Here is an 18,936-nt window from a genome sequence, read left to right on the forward strand (position 1 = left end):
CCTTAGAGGGCTCGCCGCACCCGGGCGCGGGCCGCAGAGGCGGTTTTAGAGCGGCCGCCGCCCAAATTTACCGATCGCAGCAGTCTCACACCAGACACCGCGGCGCGCGACAGGGCAATGGGGAAAGCAGCCCGTGCAAGCCTGTCCGAGTGATCGGACGTCTTGAGTCCTGCCATTCGTGCGTGATATACTCGCTGGCTAAGTCTGCATCTACTTTGTAATCGTCTTTTCAATGCGGCATTTCTGAAAACACCATGTTTTTATGAAATGCCAATGCAAAGGCGTGAAGCAGGATCGGACTTTGAATCGCAAGCCGGCGCACCCAGGGTGTCCGGCGCCCCGGTCCGGGGAAACTCGGCTAAGAAACACGGGGCGCCCGATGCGGCAGCCGGCTTAAGACCTAACCCTCGCGGAGAACTCTCATGGCAGTAACAATGCGTGAAATGCTGGAAGCCGGTGTCCACTTTGGTCACCAAACGCGCTTCTGGAACCCGAAAATGGCCCCGTTCATTTTCGGTCATCGCAACAAGATTCACATTATCAACCTCGAAAAAACGCTGCCGATGTACAACGACGCGCTGAAGTACGTGCGTCAACTGGCAGCGAATCGCGGCACGATTTTGTTCGTTGGCACGAAGCGTCAGTCGCGTGACACGGTGGCAGAAGAAGCGCAACGCGCTGGCATGCCTTTCGTGAACGCACGCTGGCTCGGCGGCATGCTGACCAACTTCAAGACGCTGAAAGTATCGATCAAGCGCCTGAAGGACATGGAAGCAGCGCTGGAAGCCGGTGAAACGGAACGCATGAGCAAGAAGGAAGCGCTCCTGTTCGAACGCGAAATGGCCAAGCTGGTGAAGTCGATTGGCGGCGTGAAGGACATGGGCGGCATTCCGGACGCAATTTTCGTGGTCGACGTCGGTTACCACAAGATTGCAGTGACCGAAGCCAAGAAGCTGGGCATTCCGGTTATCGCCGTGGTTGATACGAACCACTCGCCGGAAGGCATCGACTACGTGATCCCGGGTAACGACGACGCCAGCAAGGCTGTCATGTTGTACACGAAGGGCGTGGCTGACGCGATCCTCGAAGGCCGTTCGAGCGCGGTGAACGAAGTGGTGCAGGCAGTTCGCAGTGGTGACGGCGACGACTTCGTGGAAGTCAACGCAGAAGCGTAAGTCTCTGCATACGACGCCGACGTGATGTATCCGGCAAGAAAGGGGGCTTTGCGAAAGGCCCCTTTTTTTTAACCGGCCGCAACTGCAACGTAAAGTAACAACGGCACTATTCGTGGGCAGCAGAACGCGAAACAGTCGTGAAGTACCTGGGCAGTACCAGTGAAGTATCAGTGAAGTATCCAGCAGCACCCCCATTCTGGCCGCGGGCGTTTCTCGCCGGCGGCGCGTGTCAATAGTGCGATACGTGCGCGAGCACGGCACAGACTCAAGGAGCAAATGATGGCGGCAATTACCGCAAGCATGGTGGCAGAACTGCGCGCAAAGACCGACGCGCCCATGATGGAATGCAAGAAGGCGCTCACCGAAGCCGAAGGCGACATGGAGCGCGCTGAAGAGCTGCTGCGCGTGAAGCTGGGCAACAAGGCGAGCAAGGCAGCATCGCGTGTGACGGCTGAAGGCATCATCACGGCGCACATCGACGGCGGCGTGGGTTCGCTCGTCGAACTGAATTGCGAAACCGACTTCGTCGCCAAGAACGACGACTTCCTGGCATTCGGCAAAACCGTCGCCGAGCTCGTGGCGAAGAACAGCCCGGCCGATGTCGCTGCCCTCGGCGCGCTGCCGCTGGAAAGCTCGACGGTCGACGCAGTGCGTCTCGCGCTGGTCGGCAAGATCGGTGAAAACGTGTCGATTCGCCGTTTCGTGCGTTTTGAATCCGCCAACAAGCTGGCTTCGTACCTTCACGGTACGCGCATCGGCGTGCTGGTCGAGTTCGCGGGCGCGGACGAGCAGGTCGGCAAGGACGTTGCCATGCACATCGCTGCAATGAAGCCGGTTTCGCTGTCCTCGGACGACGTTCCGGCGGAACTGATCGCGAAGGAACGCAGCATCGCCGAGCAAAAGGCCGCGGAATCGGGCAAGCCGGCTGAGATCGTCGCGAAGATGGTCGACGGCAGCGTCCAGAAGTACCTGAAGGAAGTCTCGTTGCTGAACCAGACGTTCGTCAAGAACGACAAGCAGACGATCGAACAGATGTTGAAGGCAGCCAGCGCGTCGGTGCAGAAGTTTGCGCTGTTCGTGGTCGGCGAAGGCATCGAAAAGCGTACGGACGACTTCGCTGCTGAAGTGGCCGCGCAAGTTGCCGCCGCCAAGCAAGGCTAAAGCGTCAAAACGGCGGTCAGGACTGCGCCAGGCTGTTCGGGCGTAGCAATGCCGCGCAGCATCAGCCGGTCCGTTCAACCGGACCGCTCGATAGAAGCGCGGTGACCGCCGAGTCAAAAATGCAGTGAAAGCAGCACAATGCGAGCCCGGCGTTCCCGAATGCGGAACGTCCGTCTCGCGCCCTCATGGCGGTCAAAACCGCGCCGGACGGGCAAAACGGGGCTATTTCAGGTAAGCCCCGGGTTAATCCGTCACGCCGCCGCGGCTTGTCCAATATGGGATGCTTGCCGGAAATATCGTTTCACCCCTACAGTTCTACGTTGTTGCACTCCCTCTCGGCGCGATCGGAACCCTCATATGCCCACAGCCTACAAACGCGTACTCCTCAAACTCTCCGGCGAAGCACTAATGGGCGACGATGCCTTCGGCATCAATCGCGCGACAATCGAAAGGATGGTGGCAGACGTCGCGGAAGTGGTGCAAATGGGCACGCAACTCGCGGTCGTCATTGGCGGCGGTAATATTTTTCGCGGCGTGGCAGGCGGTGCGGCCGGTATGGACCGTGCAACGGCCGACTACATGGGTATGCTGGCCACCATGATGAACGCGCTCGCATTGCAGGACGCCATGCGCCACGCGGGTATCGAAGCGCGTGTGCAATCCGCGCTGCGCATGGACCAGGTGGTCGAGCCGTACATCCGCCCGCGCGCCATCCGCCAGCTCGAAGAAGGCAAAGTGGTCATTTTCGCGGCCGGTACGGGCAACCCGTTTTTCACCACGGACACAGCCGCTGCGCTGCGCGGCTCGGAAATCGGTGCGGAAGTCGTGCTGAAAGCAACCAAAGTGGACGGTGTATATTCCGCCGATCCCAAGAAAGACCCGAGCGCCACGCGCTACAGCACGATCAGTTTCGACGAAGCGATCGGCAAGAACCTGCAGGTGATGGACGCGACGGCGTTTGCGCTGTGCCGCGACCAGAAGCTGCCTATTCGTGTGTTTGCGATCAATAAGCCGGGCGCGCTCAAGCGCATCATTCAGGGCGATGACGAAGGTACGCTCGTCCACGTGTAAACTCTCGCGGTGACAAAAGGGCGAGGGCGGGCGCGCTCCCAGGGAATTGCGCTGCCATCGCCGGCACTGCATGCAATAAAAGTACGGAGGCTCAAATGAGTGTGGCTGACATTAGGAAGAGCGTCGATCAGAAGATGCAAAAGTCGATCGAAGCGTTCAAGAACGATCTCGCGAAGATCCGCACGGGTCGCGCGCATACGGGATTGCTGGATCATATCCAGGTGGATTACTACGGCTCGAGCGTGCCCATTTCGCAAGTGGCGAACATGACGCTGATCGACGCCCGTACGATCGGCGTGCAGGCGTGGGAAAAGAAGATGGTTCCGGTGGTGGAAAAGGCGATTCGTGACTCGGATCTCGGCCTGAACCCGTCGAACCAGGGCGATCAGATCCGCGTCCCGATGCCCGCGCTGACCGAAGAACGTCGCCGGGAACTGACGAAGGTCGTCAAGAGCGAAGGCGAAAACGCCAAGATTGCGGTTCGCAATCTGCGCCGTGACGCCAACGAGCAACTGAAGCGGCTCGTGAAGGACAAGGAAATCTCCGAGGACGACGAACGTCGTGCAAGCGATGACGTCCAGAAACTCACCGATAAAAACGTCGCGGAAATCGACAAGCTGGTTGTGTCGAAAGAAGCCGAAATCATGACGGTTTGAGGCCGTTTCCGGTCTCTTGCGTCGTGCCGGCGCGTCACTCTGTCGATACTTAGATTCAACGGCCATGACCTATACCAGCTCTACCGTTCGCGTACCCGATGTCGCGGCTGTCCCGCGCCATATCGCGATCATCATGGACGGCAACGGCCGTTGGGCGACGCAACGGCGCCTGCCGCGCGTCGCCGGCCACACGCGTGGCGTCGACGCCGTGCGGGCAACAGTCGAAAGCTGTGCGCGCCAGGGCGTCGAATTCGTGACGCTGTTCGCTTTCAGTTCCGAAAACTGGCGTCGTCCGACCGACGAAGTCTCGTTCCTCATGCGCCTGTTCGTCACGGCGCTCGAGCGGGAAGTCGGCAAGCTGCACGCCAACGGCATCCGTTTGCGCGTGGTCGGCGACACTTCCATGTTCGACGACCGCATCCGTGCGCTGATCCAGCGCGCTGAAACCAAGACGGCGCGCAATACGCGCCTGACGCTGACCATTGCGGCGAATTACGGCGGCCGCTGGGACGTCATGCAGGCGGCGAAAAAGCTGGCGGAACAGTCGGTCAAGGAAGGCCGCGTGATTCCCGTCGACGAAGCCGCATTCGAGCAGCACTTGGCCATGGCCTACGCGCCGGAACCTGACCTCTTCATCCGCACGGGCGGGGAGCAGCGCATCAGCAACTTCCTGCTGTGGCAGATGGCGTACACCGAACTCTATTTCACCGATACCTACTGGCCCGATTTCGACGCCGAAGCACTGGCTCGCGCGATCGAATCGTATGCTGAACGCGAACGCCGCTTCGGGCGGACGAGCGCACAGCTCGAACCGCAAGCGCAGAAGGCCGACACCCTTTCATGCTAAAGACCCGTGTCATCACGGCAATCGTCCTGCTGGCAGTGCTTCTGCCGATCACGTTTTTCGCGCCAGTCGGCGTTTTTGCGGCATTGATCGCCGTTGTGGTCATCTTTGCCGCCTGGGAGTGGGGGCGCCTGCTCAAGCTTACCGGCGGGTCGCCGGTGGTGTACGCGGTGATTGCCGGCATGGCGCTGATCGCCAGCACGCGGCTCGGGCTGGGTTACAAACCGCTGTATCAGATGGCGGCCATATTCTGGGTGCTGGCCGGCCCGTTCGCGCTCGCCCGCAAGCCTGCGCTGGCCGACGGTCCGTGGCGCGTGTTCCTTTTGTTCGCCGGCATTGTGACGTTCGTGGCCTGCTGGCACGCACTCGTTGCGGCCCGTACGGTCGGGGTGGCGTTCGTGCTATCGCTTCTCCTAGTCGTATGGCTGGCTGACATTGGCGCATACTTCGCCGGAAAAGCGTTCGGTCGTCATAAACTCGCGCCGTCCATCAGTCCGGGCAAAACCCGCGAAGGCGCGTTGGGCGGCTGGCTGGCCGTGATGATCGTCGGCTCGGCGGGCGCGGCCACGCTGGTTTTTGCGCCGACACTTTTTTCGGCGCTGGTGCAGCATCTCGGCTGGGCCGGGGCGCTGCTCTCGTTGACGGTGCTGACGGTATTCAGCGTAATTGGCGACCTGTTCGAGTCTCTGCTGAAACGCCAGGCCGGCGTCAAGGATTCGAGCGGATTGTTGCCCGGGCACGGCGGCGTCCTCGACCGGATCGACGCATTGTTGCCTGTATTGCCGATCGCACTCCTGTTGCTCGGTCCTGTTGCCCAGTCAATCGGCTAATCGGCTAAAGAAGGATTTATGCAAAAACGTCTGACTCTGCTCGGCTCCACGGGCTCGATCGGCGAGAGCACGCTCGACGTCGTGGCGCGGCACCCGGACCGCTTCCAGGTCTACGCGCTCACCGCCCATCGCAACGGCGACAAGCTCGTCGACCAATGCGTGCGGTTCCAGCCGGAAGTGGCGGTGGTCGGTGACGCCGATACCGCTGCGAAGGTCTCCGCCGCGCTGCGTGCCCAAGGATGCAAGACCGAAGTGGGCTACGGCCCGCAAGCGCTAGTGGACGTCTCCGAGAGCGCAAGCTGCGACACGGTGGTCGCCGCTATTGTCGGTGCTGCGGGGCTGGCGCCCACGCTGGCTGCCGCGCGTGCGGGCAAGCGCATCCTGCTCGCCAACAAGGAAGCGCTGGTCATGTCGGGCAAGATTTTCATCGACGCCGTGCATGACAACAACGCGGTGCTGCTGCCGGTCGATAGCGAGCACAACGCGGTATTCCAGTGCATGCCGCGTGAAGTGGCGCTGCACGGCGGGGTATCGAAGATCATTTTGACGGCATCCGGCGGTCCGTTCCGCACCCGCGAGCCGTCAACGCTGCGCCACGTCACGCCCGACGAAGCCTGCAAGCATCCGAACTGGGCGATGGGCCGCAAGATTTCCGTCGATTCCGCCACGATGATGAACAAGGGCCTCGAAGTGATCGAGGCGCACTGGCTTTTCAACGTGCCGGGCTCGCGCATCGAAGTACTGATTCATCCGCAAAGCGTGATTCATTCGCTCGTTTCATACGCGGACGGTTCCGTGCTCGCGCAACTGGGCAACCCCGACATGCGCACGCCGATCGCGTATGCGCTGGCATTTCCGGAACGCGTGGATTCCGGCGTCGCGCAACTCGATCTCGCGCAAATCGCGACGCTCACCTTCGAGAAACCCGACCTGAACCGTTTCCCTTGCCTCGCGCTTGCGCTGAAAGCGCTGGAAGCCGGCGGCACCGCAAGCGCGGCGCTCAACGCGGCGAACGAGGTCGCGGTGGAAGCGTTCCTGGCTCGCCGCATCGGCTTCATGGCGATCGGGGAAGTGGTCGAGCGCGTGTTGAACGTGTTGCCGAACGGCAGCGCATCCACACTCGATGAAGTGCTCGCCGCCGATGCCGAAGCGCGTCGCCTGGCAGGCGAGTTCGCCGCTTTGCTGACAGCTGACGCGCCGCACGCCGAACGCGTCCTGCACTGAGGTCGCCATGAACTTCCTGATCGAAATCGTTGCATTTGTGGTGGCTATCGGCGTGCTGGTTGTCGTCCACGAGTTCGGCCATTACAGCGTCGCGCGGATGTGCGGCGTGAAGGTCCTGCGATTCTCGGTCGGGTTCGGCAAGCCGCTCGTGAAATGGGTCAGCAAGCGCACCGGCACCGAGTGGACGATTGCCGCGCTGCCGCTGGGCGGCTACGTGAAGATGCTCGACGAACGCGAAGCGGAAGCAAGCATTCCCGAAGCCGATCTGCCACGCGCATTCAACCGGCAGCCGGTGCTCAAGCGCATCGCGATTGTCATAGCCGGTCCGGTGGCGAACTTCATCCTCGCCATTTTGCTGTTCGCCGGCGTGTTCGCGGGCGGCGTCTCCGAACCGGCTGCGATTCTCTCGGCGCCTGCGCCCAACACCGTCGCCGCGAAGGCGGGCTTCGAGGGTGGCGAGACGATCGTTTCAATGCGCGATGTGCAGAGCGACAGCGATGCGAGCGGCGAGACGCATAAGGTGCGTTCGTGGTCCGACCTGCGCTGGAAACTGCTCGACGCGTCATTCGATCATCGTCGCGTCGTGCTCACCGCCACGACGAACCACGGTACGTTCGATTTTCCGGTGAGTGTGGGCAAGATCGACGACCAGGACGCCGATCAGGATTTCATGGATAAACTCGGCTTCGAGCCGGGTGGCGGCACGTTGGCGGTGGCCGGTGTGGAAGCGGGCAGCGCGGCGGCGAAAGCGGGCTTGCAGGCGGGTGATGTGCTGCGTGCTATCGACGGCAAAAAGATCGATAACGCGATGGGTTTTATCGATTACGTGCAGCATCGTCCGGGTACGCCGGTCTCGCTCACCGTCGAGCGCAACGGCGCGCAGCGCGCGGTGCAGATCGTGCCGGAGCTTAAGCAGGACGCTGCCACGCATCGCGATGTCGGGCGGATCGGTGCGTCGCTCGCGACCCGGATTCCATCGGTGGACGTGCGTTACGGACCGGTGGAAAGCCTGCATCTGGGCGTCAAGCGGACCTGGGACATCAGCATTTATTCGCTGCGCATGTTCGGCCGGATGATCACCGGCGAAGCGTCGCTGAAAAATCTTTCGGGGCCGGTGACGATCGCCGACTACGCGGGCAAGAGCGCGCGGCTTGGTTTGTCGGCGTTTCTGTCGTTCCTCGCGCTCGTGAGTATCAGCCTCGGCGTGTTGAACTTGTTACCGATTCCGGTTCTTGACGGTGGGCATCTGTTATATTATTTGGTTGAAGCCGCAACCGGCAAGGCCGTGTCAGATCGCTGGCAGCTGGTTTTGCAGCGGGCGGGTCTTGTTTGCATCGTCGCCTTGTCGATGATCGCGCTCTTTAATGACCTTGCGCGCCTGATCCGCTTTTGATCCGGCTGACCGTTTCACCTTGATCCTTTTTCATCCTGTCCGGCGGCGCTTGAACGAACGCCGTCCGGCTTGATGCAGCTATACACACTGGGGAAGCACGTTGTTCAAACCTCATCGCTTTGTTCCTAAGTCGGCTGTGGCCGCAGCATTGGCCGCAACCGGCATGGCGGCGCACGCGACAACGCCGTTTGTCGTGCAGGACATCCGGATTGACGGCCTCCAGCGCATTGAACCTGGTTCGGTATTCGCCTACTTGCCTATCAAGCAGGGCGACACGTTCACCGACGACAAAGCCTCCGAAGCAATTCGCGCGCTTTATGCAACGGGCTTCTTCAACGACGTCCAGATCGCCACACAGGGCAACGTGGTGGTCGTGCAGGTGCAGGAGCGTCCGGCCATTTCGCAAATCGACTTCTCGGGCATTCACGAGTTCGAAAAGGACAACCTGGCGAAGGCGTTGCGCGCGGTAGGCTTGTCGCAAGGCCGCTCGTACGACAAGGCGCTCGTCGACAAAGCCGAGCAGGAGCTCAAGCGCCAGTACCTGACGCGCGGCTTCTACGCGGCGGAAGTCACGACCACCGTCACGCCGGTCGACCGCAATCGCGTGCAGATCCTGTTCTCGGTGGCGGAAGGTCCGAGCGCGAAGATCCGCCAGATCAACTTCATCGGCAACAAGGCGGTCAGCACGAGCACGCTGCGCGACGAGATGCAGTTGTCCACGCCGAACTGGTTCTCGTGGTACACGAAGAACGACCTGTACGCGAAAGACAAGCTCACGGGCGACCTCGAAAACGTACGCTCGTACTACCTGAATCGCGGTTATCTCGAGTTCAACATCGACTCGACGCAGGTGTCCATCTCGCCCGACAAGAAGGACATGTACCTGACGATCGCGCTGCACGAAGGCGAGCCGTACAAGATCAGCGCAATCAAGCTCTCGGGCAATCTGCTCGACCGTCAGGCCGAGCTGACCAAGCTGGTCAAGATCAAACCGGGCGACCGTTTCTCGGCCGAAAAGCTGCAGGCAACCACGAAGGCCATCGTCGACAAGCTTGGCGAATATGGCTACGCGTTCGCGCAGGTCAACGCGCAGCCGCAGATCAATCAAGCCGATCACACCGTCGACCTGACGCTGAATGTGGACCCGAGCCGCCGTGTGTACGTGCGGCGCGTGAACATCGTCGGCAATACGCGTACTCGTGACGAAGTGGTGCGCCGGGAAATGCGTCAGCTCGAAAGCTCGTGGTTCGACTCGAGCCGGCTGGCGTTGTCGAAGGATCGCGTGAATCGTCTCGGTTACTTTACCGACGTCGACGTGACCACGGTTCCGGTCGAAGGCACGAATGACCAGGTGGACGTGGACGTGAAGGTCGCGGAAAAACCGACCGGCGCGATTACGCTCGGCGCGGGTTTTTCGTCGACGGACAAGGTGGTGCTGTCGGCAGGCGTGTCGCAGGACAACGTGTTCGGTTCGGGTACCAGCCTCTCGGTCAACGTCAACACGGCCAAGACGTACCGGACATTGACGGTGACGCAAGTCGATCCGTACTTCACTATCGACGGTATCAAGCGCATTACCGACCTGTATTACCGCACGTATCAGCCGCTCTATTACTCGACGGATTCCAGCTTCAAGATCGTTACCATCGGTGGTGACCTGAAGTTCGGCATTCCGTTCTCGGAGCAGGACACGGTGTACTTCGGTGCGGGTCTCGAGCAGAACACGCTCGATATCGATTCCGCTACGCCGCAAAGCTATATCGACTACGTGAAGGAATTCGGCCGCGTCGTGAACAACGTGCCGGTGACGGTTGGCTGGTCGCGCGACAATCGTGACAGCGCCTTGGTCCCGAGCCGCGGTTATTACACGCAGACGAACGCGGAATACGGTACGCCTGCGGGTAACACGACGTACGTCAAGGTTGACGCCCAGGCGCAGTATTACTACTCGTTCGCACGCGGCTTCGTGCTCGGCCTGAACTTGCAGGGCGGCTACGGTAAGGGCCTGCAAGGCCAGACCTATCCGATTTTCAAGAACTACTATGCCGGCGGTATCGGCTCGGTTCGCGGTTATGAACCGAGCTCGCTGGGTCCGCGTGATACGACCACGGGCGACCCGATCGGCGGTTCGCGCATGGCGGTGGGTAACATCGAATTGACCTTCCCGTTGCCGGGTACGGGCTATGACCGCACGTTGCGCGTCTTCACCTTCCTTGACGGTGGTAACGTCTGGGGCGATCCGGGTCAGGGCGGCACCAGCACCGGTGCGAACGGCTTGCGGTATGGTTACGGTTTCGGTCTGGCGTGGATCTCGCCAATCGGCCCGCTCAAGTTGAGCCTGGGTTTCCCGGTGACGAAGCATGCCGGCGACCAGTATCAGAAGTTCCAGTTCCAGATTGGTACGGCGTTCTAAATCCGATCGGAATGTGTGATGTGGGTGCCCGGTTTCCGTTCTTGTCGCGGAACCGGGACGCCTGATGCAGTCGCTTGACTTGATTGAGCAAGATAAGTCAGTGGTGTAAATAAGCAACGTGAGGAAGACTTTGCGAACCGGTAAGCTTTCGAAACATGTAGCGTTGGCGCTTGTTATGTCGGTGACGCTCGGCCTGATGGGTGCCGCCAAGGCAGAGGCGCAGGAGACCCGGATTGCAGCCGTCAACTCCGATCGCATCTTGCGTGAGTCATCGGCGGCCAAGGCTGCGCAGACGAAGCTCGAACAAGAGTTTTCGAAGCGGGACAAGGCGTTGCAGGACATGGCAGCGCGCCTGAAGACCATGTCGGACGCAATGGACAAGAACGGCGCCTCCATGGCGCCTGCCGACCGTGCCGCCAAGCAACGTGATTTGTCGCAACTCGACCAGGACTTCCAGCGCAAACAACGCGAGTTTCGCGAAGACCTGAACCAACGTCGCAACGAAGAACTCGCTGCGGTGCTGGACAAGGCTAACAAGGTCATCAAGCAGATTGCCGAGGCGCAGCATTACGACCTGATCGTGCAGGAAGCGGTATATGTCAGTCCGCGTATCGATATCACCGATCAGGTGCTGAAGGCGCTGGCCGCGAACCAGGCGAGCCTGTCGATCAATCCAGCTAGTAGTTCGAACTGATCGGGAGCGGGTCCGGATGGCATCTGACAGCGCGATCACGCTCGGTGAACTGACACAGCGCTTCGGCGGAGACATAGCAGGCGATGCGGCGCATCGAGTGAACGGCCTCGCGCCGCTCGACAAAGCCGGTCCCACGCATCTCGCCTTTCTCGCGAACCAGAAATACCTGTCTCAGGTGGAAAGCACGCGGGCAGGTGCGGTGCTGATCTCGCCAGCGGATCTGGAAAAAGTGGCGGCGCCGGAAGGGCGTAACTTTATCGTCACGGCTAACCCCTACGCTTATTTTGCGCGCGTGGCGCAGGTTTTCATCGACCTCGCGACGCCGCCGGTCGAACCTGGCGTGCATCCCACGGCGTTTATCCATCCTGGCGCGAAGGTAGCTGCCACCGCGGTGATCGGGCCGCACGTCAGTGTGGAAGTGGGCGCGGAGATTGGCGAGCGGGTGAGGCTGGATGCGGGCGTGACGATTGGCCGGGGCGTGAAACTGGCTGACGATGTCCATCTTTATCCCCACGTCACCGTCTATCATGGTTGTAAGCTTGGCGCGCGCGTGATCGTGCATGCAGGCGCGGTGATCGGTGCGGACGGATTTGGTTTTGCTCCGGATTTCGTCGGCGATGGCGACGCACGCACCGGCAACTGGGTCAAGATTCCGCAAGTCGGCGCCGTGGTCGTGGCGCAGGACGTGGAAATTGGCGCGAACACGACGATCGACCGGGGCGCGATGGCCGACACGGTGATCGAGGAAGGCGTAAAGATCGATAATCTGGTCCAGATCGGGCATAACTGCCGGATTGGCGCGTTCACGGTGATCGCCGGCTGCGCGGGCATTGCGGGCAGCACGAATATCGGGCGGCACTGCATGATCGGCGGCGCGGTGGGCATTGCGGGCCACGTGACGCTGGCGGACTACGTGATTGTCACGGCGCAGTCGGGCGTGTCGAAATCGCTGCTGAAGCCGGGCATGTACACGAGCGCATTCCCAGCCGTGAACCACGCCGACTGGAACAAAAGCGCTGCCATTGTGCGTAATCTGGACAAGTTGCGCGAACGCATCAAGACGCTCGAAGCGGCCGTGGCCGCGGGCACTGAGGCAGATAACACCCCGGATAACATCCCGGGCAGCACTTCAGGCGGCAATTCAGGCAAGCATTAAGACGGTAAAAACCGGCATCCCACGCGACACCGCTTGTTGTTCGTGGCTTTACGAGCCAACGAGCGGTGTCGCAGTCAACACCCGCGCTGCGAAGCGCGCGAGCAGAACGACTATGAGCACCGAAAAAATCAATCTAGACATCCATAAGATTCTCACGTTGCTGCCGCATCGGTATCCGATCCTGCTCGTCGACCGTGTACTCGAACTCACGCCGCATCAGAGCATCAAAGCGCTGAAGAACGTGACGATCAACGAGCCATATTTTCAGGGTCACTTCCCGACACGGCCCGTGATGCCCGGCGTGCTGATTCTCGAAGCGCTTGCGCAGGCAGCCGCGCTGCTTACGTTTGCCGAGGAGAAGGAACCACACGATCCGGAAACGACTCTGTATTACTTCGTGGGCATCGACAAGGCGCGCTTCAAGCGCGTGGTCGAACCCGGCGACCAGCTGATCCTGAACGTGAACTTCGAGCGCTACATGCGCGGCATCTGGAAGTTCAGCGCGCGCGCCGAAGTGGACGGTGCGGTGGCAGCCGAAGCCGAGCTGATGTGCACCGTCAAGAACACGGCCGCTGACGCGAAGTAACAGTGACGCCAGCCGTGCCCAGCCGTGCCTTAAGCGCTGGCGCGGCAGAGCAGAGCAAACTCAGCAACAGACAGCAACAGACAGCAACAGAACACCAAGCGAGGGCGCATGAGCAAGATTCACCCTACCGCGATTATCGAGCCGGGCGCGCAGCTCGACGAATCCGTCGAAGTCGGCCCGTACGCGATCATCGGACCGCACGTGCAGATTGGCGCGCGCACGACTGTCGGCTCGCACAGCGTAATCGAAGGCCATACGGTCCTCGGCAGCGACAACCGCATCGGCCACTACGCATCCGTCGGTGGTCGGCCGCAGGACATGAAGTACAAGGATGAGCCCACCCGGCTCGTGATCGGCGACCGCAATACCATCCGCGAATTCACCACCATCCATACCGGGACGGTGCAGGACACGGGCGTGACCACCATCGGCGACGACAACTGGATCATGGCGTACGTGCACGTAGGCCATGACTGCCAGCTTGGCAGCAACATCGTCATGTCGAGCAACGCGCAGCTGGCGGGGCACGTGATCATTGGCGACCATGCGATCGTTGGCGGCATGTCGGGCGTGCATCAGTTCGTGCGCATCGGCGCGCATTCCATGCTGGGCGGCGCGTCAGCGCTAGTGCAGGACATCCCGCCGTTCGTGATCGCCGCAGGTAACAAGGCTGAACCGCACGGTATCAATGTAGAAGGGCTGCGCCGGCGCGGCTTTTCGGCCGAGGCTATTTCGGCGCTGCGTTCGGCGTACCGCGTGTTGTACAAGAGCGGTGCGACGCTGGAAGAAGCGAAGGCGCAATTGCGCGAACTCGCTTCCGCGGGCGGCGACGGCGACGCGCCCGTGACGGCGCTGGCTGATTTTATCGACGCGTCGCAGCGCGGCATCATCCGTTGACCGAGCGCCCGATGTCGCTGGCTCCCGCCCCTTTGCGCGTAGCGATGGTGGCGGGCGAGCCGTCAGGCGATCTGCTTGCCGCGTCGCTACTCGAGGGCCTGAACGAGCGCTTGCCGGCTGGCACGCAGTTCAACGGCATTGGCGGTCCGCGCATGACGGCCGCCGGTTTCGATGCCCATTGGCCCATGGACAAGCTCACGGTGCGGGGTTATGTCGAAGCGCTGAAGCATATTCCCGAGATTCTGGGCATCCGCAACGAGCTCAAGCGGCAACTGCTCGCGGAGCCGCCGTCGGTGTTCATTGGCGTGGATGCGCCCGATTTCAATTTTGGTCTCGAACACGCGTTGCGTGACGCCGGTATTCCGACGGTGCATTTCGTGTGTCCGTCGATCTGGGCGTGGCGCGGCGGGCGGATCAAGAAGATCGTCAAAGCCGTCGATCACATGCTGTGCGTGTTCCCGTTCGAAACGGCGCTCATGGAGAAGGCGGGTATTGCGTCCACGTACGTGGGCCACCCGCTCGCCGATGAAATTCCGCTCGTGCCTGACGTTGAAGGTGCGCGCCGCGCGTTGGGCTTGCCGGAAGGCGGCCCGATCATCGCCGTGTTGCCGGGCAGCCGGCGTTCGGAGATCGCGCTGATCGGCCCGACGTTTTTCGACGCGATGGAGCTCATGCAGCTTCGCGAACCCGGTGTGCGTTTCGTCATGCCGGCAGCGAATGCCGGGTTGCGCGAGTTGTTGCAGCCGCTGGTTGCCGCGCATCCGAATCTCGCGCTGACGATCACTGAAGGCAACGCTCAGGTCGCGATGACCGCCGCCGACGCCATCCTGGTCAAGAGCGGCACGGTCACGCTGGAAGCGGCATTGCTCAAGAAGCCGATGGTCATCTCGTACAAGGTGCCCTGGCTGACGGGCCAGATCATGCAACGGCAGGGTTATTTGCCGTATGTCGGTTTGCCGAACATCCTGGCCGGGCGGTTTGTCGTGCCGGAGATTCTCCAGCATTTCGCGACGCCTGAGGCGCTCGCCGACGCCACGCTGCAACAGTTGAACGACGAAGCGAACCGCGCGACACTGACGGAAATCTTCACGGAAATGCACCACGCGCTGCGTCAGAACACGGCTCAACGTGCTTCGGAGGCCGTGGCGCAAGTGCTGGAAACGAGGAGGCCGCGGTAATGGCGAAGATCGTCGTGAAGGGTGTGGTTCGGCGCGCGGGCAGGCAAACCCTGCAGCCTGCGTTCGACTTCGATGTCGATACGCCCTCCGACGTCATCTGCGGTGTGGACGAAGCCGGTCGTGGCCCGCTGGCGGGTCCGGTGGTGGCGGCAGCGGTGATCTTCGATCCATCGAAGCCAAAAATTCGCGGACTCGACGACTCGAAGGTCCTGAGCGCGAAGAAGCGCGAGGAACTGTACGAGAAGATCATCGACCGTGCGCTGGCCTATTGCGTGGCTTCGGCGACGGTCGAGGAAATCGACACGATCAACATTCTCCACGCCACCATGCTCGCGATGAAACGCGCGGTGGAAGGGCTCTCGGTCACGCCGACGGTGGCGAAGATCGATGGCAACCGGTGTCCCCAGTTGTCGATGCGCTCGGTGGCCGTCATTGGCGGCGACGCGTTGATTGCGCAGATTTCGGCTGCATCCATTCTGGCCAAGGTCACACGTGACCGGATGCTGCTGCAATTGCATGAAGTCCACCCCGTTTATGGATTCGATGCCCACGCCGGTTACGGCACGCCGCAGCACCTGAGGGCGTTGCTTGAACATGGGCCTTGCGAGCATCATCGGCGTTCGTTTGCGCCTGTTCGTGAAGCGCATGCGCGAATGGGCACGGTGTTGCCGGTCGTTGCCGCTGCGGCGCTGGAAGCGGCTGCCGTGGAGCAGGGTATCGACGCTCCTCCGTTCTGAATTCTCCCCAAGTGAAAGCCATTACCTCGCGGGATAACCCGCTTTACAAGCGCCTGAAGGCGCTCGCCGGATCGACCGCGCAGCAGCGGCGCAGCGGCCACGCGTTGCTGGAAGGGCTGCATCTCGCCAGTGCTTATCTCGATGCTGCGGGGCAGCCTGAGACGTGCGTCGTCACCGAAGGCGCGCTTCATCACGAAGAAGCACGGCAGATTGTCGGGCGCATCGATCCCGCGCACGTTTATACGTTGCCCGATGCTTTGTTCGGACAGCTATCGAGTGTCGTGCATGGTGTGGGGATGGTGCTGCTGGTCGAGAAGCTCGAACCACCTTTGCCTGAACGCATTGCCGGGACGTGCCTGATTCTCGATGGCATCCAGGACGCCGGCAATGTCGGATCCATTTTGCGAAGTGCGGCAGCGGCCGGCATTCAGCATGTATTTTGCGCGCCGGGGACGGTGTATGCATGGTCGTCGAAGGTGCTGCGCTCGGGCATGGGCGCGCATTTCCTGCTTGGCATTTACGAGGATGTTGAGCCGGCGGAATTGATTTCGCTGCTTGGCTCTGAGGTACAGGTGACCGTCACTGATTCGCACGGCGCCCAAGCGATCTACGATGCGGATTTGTCCGGGCCCGTGGCCTGGGTCATGGGTAATGAGGGCGCGGGTGTCTCGTCGTTCTGGCGCGAGCGCGCGACGCTTCGGGTGACTATTCCTCAGCCGGGCGGCATGGAGTCGCTGAATGTGGCGGCGGCTGCCGCGATTTGCATCTTTGAACAGTGTCGGCAGGGGAGAGGGCGCTCGCGCTAGGGGTTCGTGCGGTAGCGGTCGGAGTCAGTGCTGGGTTGCTGCTTTCAAGGTTAGTGGTCTGCTTAGGTTTGCTAATCTCTTTATCACTATTAGCCACTGCGCGTGGCGGCGCGTCATTTCTTTGTCCAAAGCGACAAAGAAACGAAGCAAAGAAAGCGCTTTCAAAACGAGGGCTCATAAGTTGACCCAGCGTGCAGTTTCCACGTTTTTGGCACCCCAAAAGCACGGTGCTCGCCAGAGCGACGGATGTGTGAAACCCTCCTTCTCCGAACACGGATACCCACACGCTTCGCCACCAGTGACTGAACCTGCCACAGGTGCACCCCGCGCTATCCGCGAAAAACCATCTTCCGAATTTGTACGCACGCCGAACCACGTCGCCAACCCACCACGAAACAAGTTGCTCGGATAGATGAGGCCTTACCAGCAAAAAAAGCCGGGGCCGATCATGCCGACAAGCAGCTAAACTGCGAAGAGCCGCGGCATCAAACAGACGTGAGGCCGTGCGGGTTTCCTTGGCAATAGTGCTTGCCCGAGAGCGTGCGGGGCGAAGCGTGTGCGTGTAAGAATTCGCGAGAAGGAGGGGTTCAAACATCCGTGGCTCTGGCGAGCACCGTGCTTTTGGGGTGCCAAAAACGCACAGGGTGCACGCTAGGTCAACTTATGAGCCCGCGTTTTGAAAGCGCTTTCTTTGCTTCGTTTCTTTGTCGCTTTGGACAAAGAAATGACGCGCCGCCACGCGCAGTGGCTAATAGTGATAAAGAAAATAGCTCGCTCACGCAGACCACTAACCCCGAAAGCAGCAACCCGGCAATGACCCCGACCGCTAGCGCCAGAACCTAGCAACCCGGCAATGACCCCGACCGCTAGCGCCAGAACCTAGCAACCCGGCATTGACCCCGACCGCTAACCCGGAAACCACCAAAACCCCAAAACCGTCCACCGGCGCGAGCAAAACCTAGTAATACGAAGGCCGCTCCAACCGAATCTCCTGCAAAATGGTCGTAGCGATTTCCTCAATCGACTTATGCGTCGACGATAACCACTTGACCCCCTCGCGTTTCATCATTGCTTCGGCTTCGTTGATCTCATAGCGGCAATTCTCCAGCGCCGCATACTTGCTCCCCGGGCGCCGCTCATTGCGAATCTCCGCGAGCCGTTGCGGATCGATCGACAAGCCGAACATCTTTTCCTTGTACGGCAGCAACGGCGTCGGCAACCGCCCGCGCTCAAAATCTTCCGGAATCAACGGATAATTCGCTGCCTTCACGCCGTACTGCATCGCCAGATAAAGCGACGTCGGCGTCTTGCCGCTGCGCGACACGCCGACCAGGATCACATCGGCGTCCGACAGGTTGCGATTCGACTGGCCGTCGTCGTGCGCCAGCGAAAAATTGATCGCTTCGATCCGCTTCTTGTATTCATCCGTATCCGCGTTCTGGTGGACCCGGCCCATCGCGTGCGTCGACTTGATGTCGAGTTCCAGTTCCAACGGCTCGATAAACGTCTGGAACATGTTCAGCACCAGCGCGTTGGACCGCTGCACGATCTCGTTCGACGCACTGTCCACCAGCGTGGTGAACACAATCGGCCGACGGCCATCGAGCGAAACCGCCTCGTTGATCTTCGCGATGGTCGCGCGCGCCTTGTCGGTCGAATCGACAAACGGCACGCGCACGAGCCGGAATTTCTGGTCGAACTGGGACAGGATCGAATGCGCGAAGGTCTCGGCAGTGATCCCGGTGCCATCGGAAACGATGAATACGGTAGGCGGCATCGGCGTGAAGGTGCGTGAAATTACGTGAAATGAATTGACGGTGATTATGGCCGATTAAAAAACCCGCCATATTGACGCAAACGCGTGAATATCACTACCCACCAACGCCGTGGCGCGCATGGCGTCGGGCGAATAGCTCCAAACTAAGCGTCCGCTAAAACGCGCGATGTGCGCCGCCACACCATGCGCGTGTGAGGGGTCTCATTACGCAGCGTTTTTATGCCCTGCCATGAAACATTTTCAAGAGGTAGCACGGTAGAATAGCGGCAACCTGTTCGATAAGCAATTGCGGGCGATTAATCATCGATTCACGGAAGTTACCGCCTATTCGTGCGTTT

At 60.8% G+C, this 18,936-nt stretch carries 17 protein-coding genes; 16 read left to right on the forward strand and 1 reads right to left on the reverse strand.

Going from position 1 to position 18,936, the window contains the following annotated elements:
• The first annotated feature begins 422 nt into the window (after positions 1-422).
• The 16 genes from rpsB to ACSOSP_RS01475 all read left to right on the forward strand — a co-directional run bounded on the left by rpsB (position 423) and on the right by ACSOSP_RS01475 (position 16,821).
• The gene (gene rpsB / locus ACSOSP_RS01400) at positions 423-1,175 is read left to right on the forward strand and encodes a 30S ribosomal protein S2 (protein ID WP_031364008.1); all 753 of its coding nucleotides are present in this window, start codon (positions 423-425) and stop codon (positions 1,173-1,175) included.
• Between the two features lie 279 nt (positions 1,176-1,454).
• Complete coding sequence (gene tsf / locus ACSOSP_RS01405) at positions 1,455-2,336, forward strand: translation elongation factor Ts (RefSeq protein ID WP_455310797.1); 882 nt, start codon at positions 1,455-1,457, stop codon at positions 2,334-2,336.
• 357 nt (positions 2,337-2,693) lie between these two features.
• A complete protein-coding gene (pyrH, locus tag ACSOSP_RS01410) occupies positions 2,694-3,407 on the forward strand; it encodes a UMP kinase (RefSeq protein WP_455309151.1) in 714 nt (237 codons plus the stop codon).
• Between the two features lie 95 nt (positions 3,408-3,502).
• The gene (gene frr / locus ACSOSP_RS01415; RefSeq protein ID WP_089159881.1) at positions 3,503-4,063 is read left to right on the forward strand and encodes a ribosome recycling factor; all 561 of its coding nucleotides are present in this window, start codon (positions 3,503-3,505) and stop codon (positions 4,061-4,063) included.
• A gap of 64 nt (positions 4,064-4,127) precedes the next feature.
• Positions 4,128-4,910, forward strand: coding sequence for a polyprenyl diphosphate synthase (gene uppS, locus ACSOSP_RS01420; protein WP_455309152.1), 783 nt, complete (start codon positions 4,128-4,130; stop codon positions 4,908-4,910).
• Positions 4,904-5,737, forward strand: coding sequence for a phosphatidate cytidylyltransferase (locus tag ACSOSP_RS01425; RefSeq protein ID WP_455309153.1), 834 nt, complete (start codon positions 4,904-4,906; stop codon positions 5,735-5,737). Before uppS ends, ACSOSP_RS01425 begins: the two co-directional genes overlap by 7 nt.
• Positions 5,738-5,755: 18 nt before the next feature.
• Positions 5,756-6,961 carry a 1-deoxy-D-xylulose-5-phosphate reductoisomerase gene (locus ACSOSP_RS01430; protein WP_455309154.1) on the forward strand — a complete coding sequence of 402 codons (1,206 nt, stop codon included), beginning with the start codon at positions 5,756-5,758 and terminating at the stop codon, positions 6,959-6,961.
• 7 nt (positions 6,962-6,968) lie between these two features.
• Positions 6,969-8,354, forward strand: a complete 1,386-nt coding sequence (rseP, locus tag ACSOSP_RS01435; RefSeq protein WP_455309155.1) for an RIP metalloprotease RseP — start codon at positions 6,969-6,971, stop codon at positions 8,352-8,354.
• Positions 8,355-8,454: 100 nt separating this feature from the next.
• Positions 8,455-10,767 carry an outer membrane protein assembly factor BamA gene (gene bamA, locus ACSOSP_RS01440; RefSeq protein ID WP_455309157.1) on the forward strand — a complete coding sequence of 771 codons (2,313 nt, stop codon included), beginning with the start codon at positions 8,455-8,457 and terminating at the stop codon, positions 10,765-10,767.
• A 175-nt stretch (positions 10,768-10,942) separates the two neighbouring features.
• On the forward strand, positions 10,943-11,461 hold the full coding sequence (locus ACSOSP_RS01445; protein WP_031364016.1) for an OmpH family outer membrane protein: 519 nt from the start codon (positions 10,943-10,945) through the stop codon (positions 11,459-11,461).
• A 16-nt stretch (positions 11,462-11,477) separates the two neighbouring features.
• Entirely contained in the window at positions 11,478-12,617 is a 1,140-nt protein-coding gene (gene lpxD, locus ACSOSP_RS01450) for a UDP-3-O-(3-hydroxymyristoyl)glucosamine N-acyltransferase (protein ID WP_455309158.1), read from the forward strand.
• 112 nt (positions 12,618-12,729) lie between these two features.
• The gene (gene fabZ / locus ACSOSP_RS01455) at positions 12,730-13,203 is read left to right on the forward strand and encodes a 3-hydroxyacyl-ACP dehydratase FabZ (protein WP_455309159.1); all 474 of its coding nucleotides are present in this window, start codon (positions 12,730-12,732) and stop codon (positions 13,201-13,203) included.
• A gap of 108 nt (positions 13,204-13,311) precedes the next feature.
• On the forward strand, positions 13,312-14,100 hold the full coding sequence (lpxA, locus tag ACSOSP_RS01460; protein WP_455309160.1) for an acyl-ACP--UDP-N-acetylglucosamine O-acyltransferase: 789 nt from the start codon (positions 13,312-13,314) through the stop codon (positions 14,098-14,100).
• 11 nt (positions 14,101-14,111) lie between these two features.
• Positions 14,112-15,278, forward strand: a complete 1,167-nt coding sequence (lpxB, locus tag ACSOSP_RS01465; RefSeq protein WP_455309161.1) for a lipid-A-disaccharide synthase — start codon at positions 14,112-14,114, stop codon at positions 15,276-15,278.
• A complete protein-coding gene (gene rnhB / locus ACSOSP_RS01470) occupies positions 15,278-16,015 on the forward strand; it encodes a ribonuclease HII (RefSeq protein WP_455309162.1) in 738 nt (245 codons plus the stop codon). The genes lpxB and rnhB overlap by 1 nt, the downstream gene beginning before the upstream one ends.
• Positions 16,016-16,026: 11 nt before the next feature.
• Positions 16,027-16,821 (forward strand): TrmH family RNA methyltransferase, encoded by a 795-nt coding sequence (locus ACSOSP_RS01475; protein WP_455309163.1) that lies wholly within the window; start codon positions 16,027-16,029, stop codon positions 16,819-16,821.
• A gap of 958 nt (positions 16,822-17,779) precedes the next feature.
• Here the strand turns inward: ACSOSP_RS01475 and ppsR are convergent.
• A complete protein-coding gene (gene ppsR, locus ACSOSP_RS01480) occupies positions 17,780-18,598 on the reverse strand; it encodes a posphoenolpyruvate synthetase regulatory kinase/phosphorylase PpsR (RefSeq protein ID WP_455309164.1) in 819 nt (272 codons plus the stop codon).
• Between the last annotated feature and the right edge of the window lie 338 nt (positions 18,599-18,936).

The organism is Caballeronia sp. KNU42 (assembly GCF_053760385.1).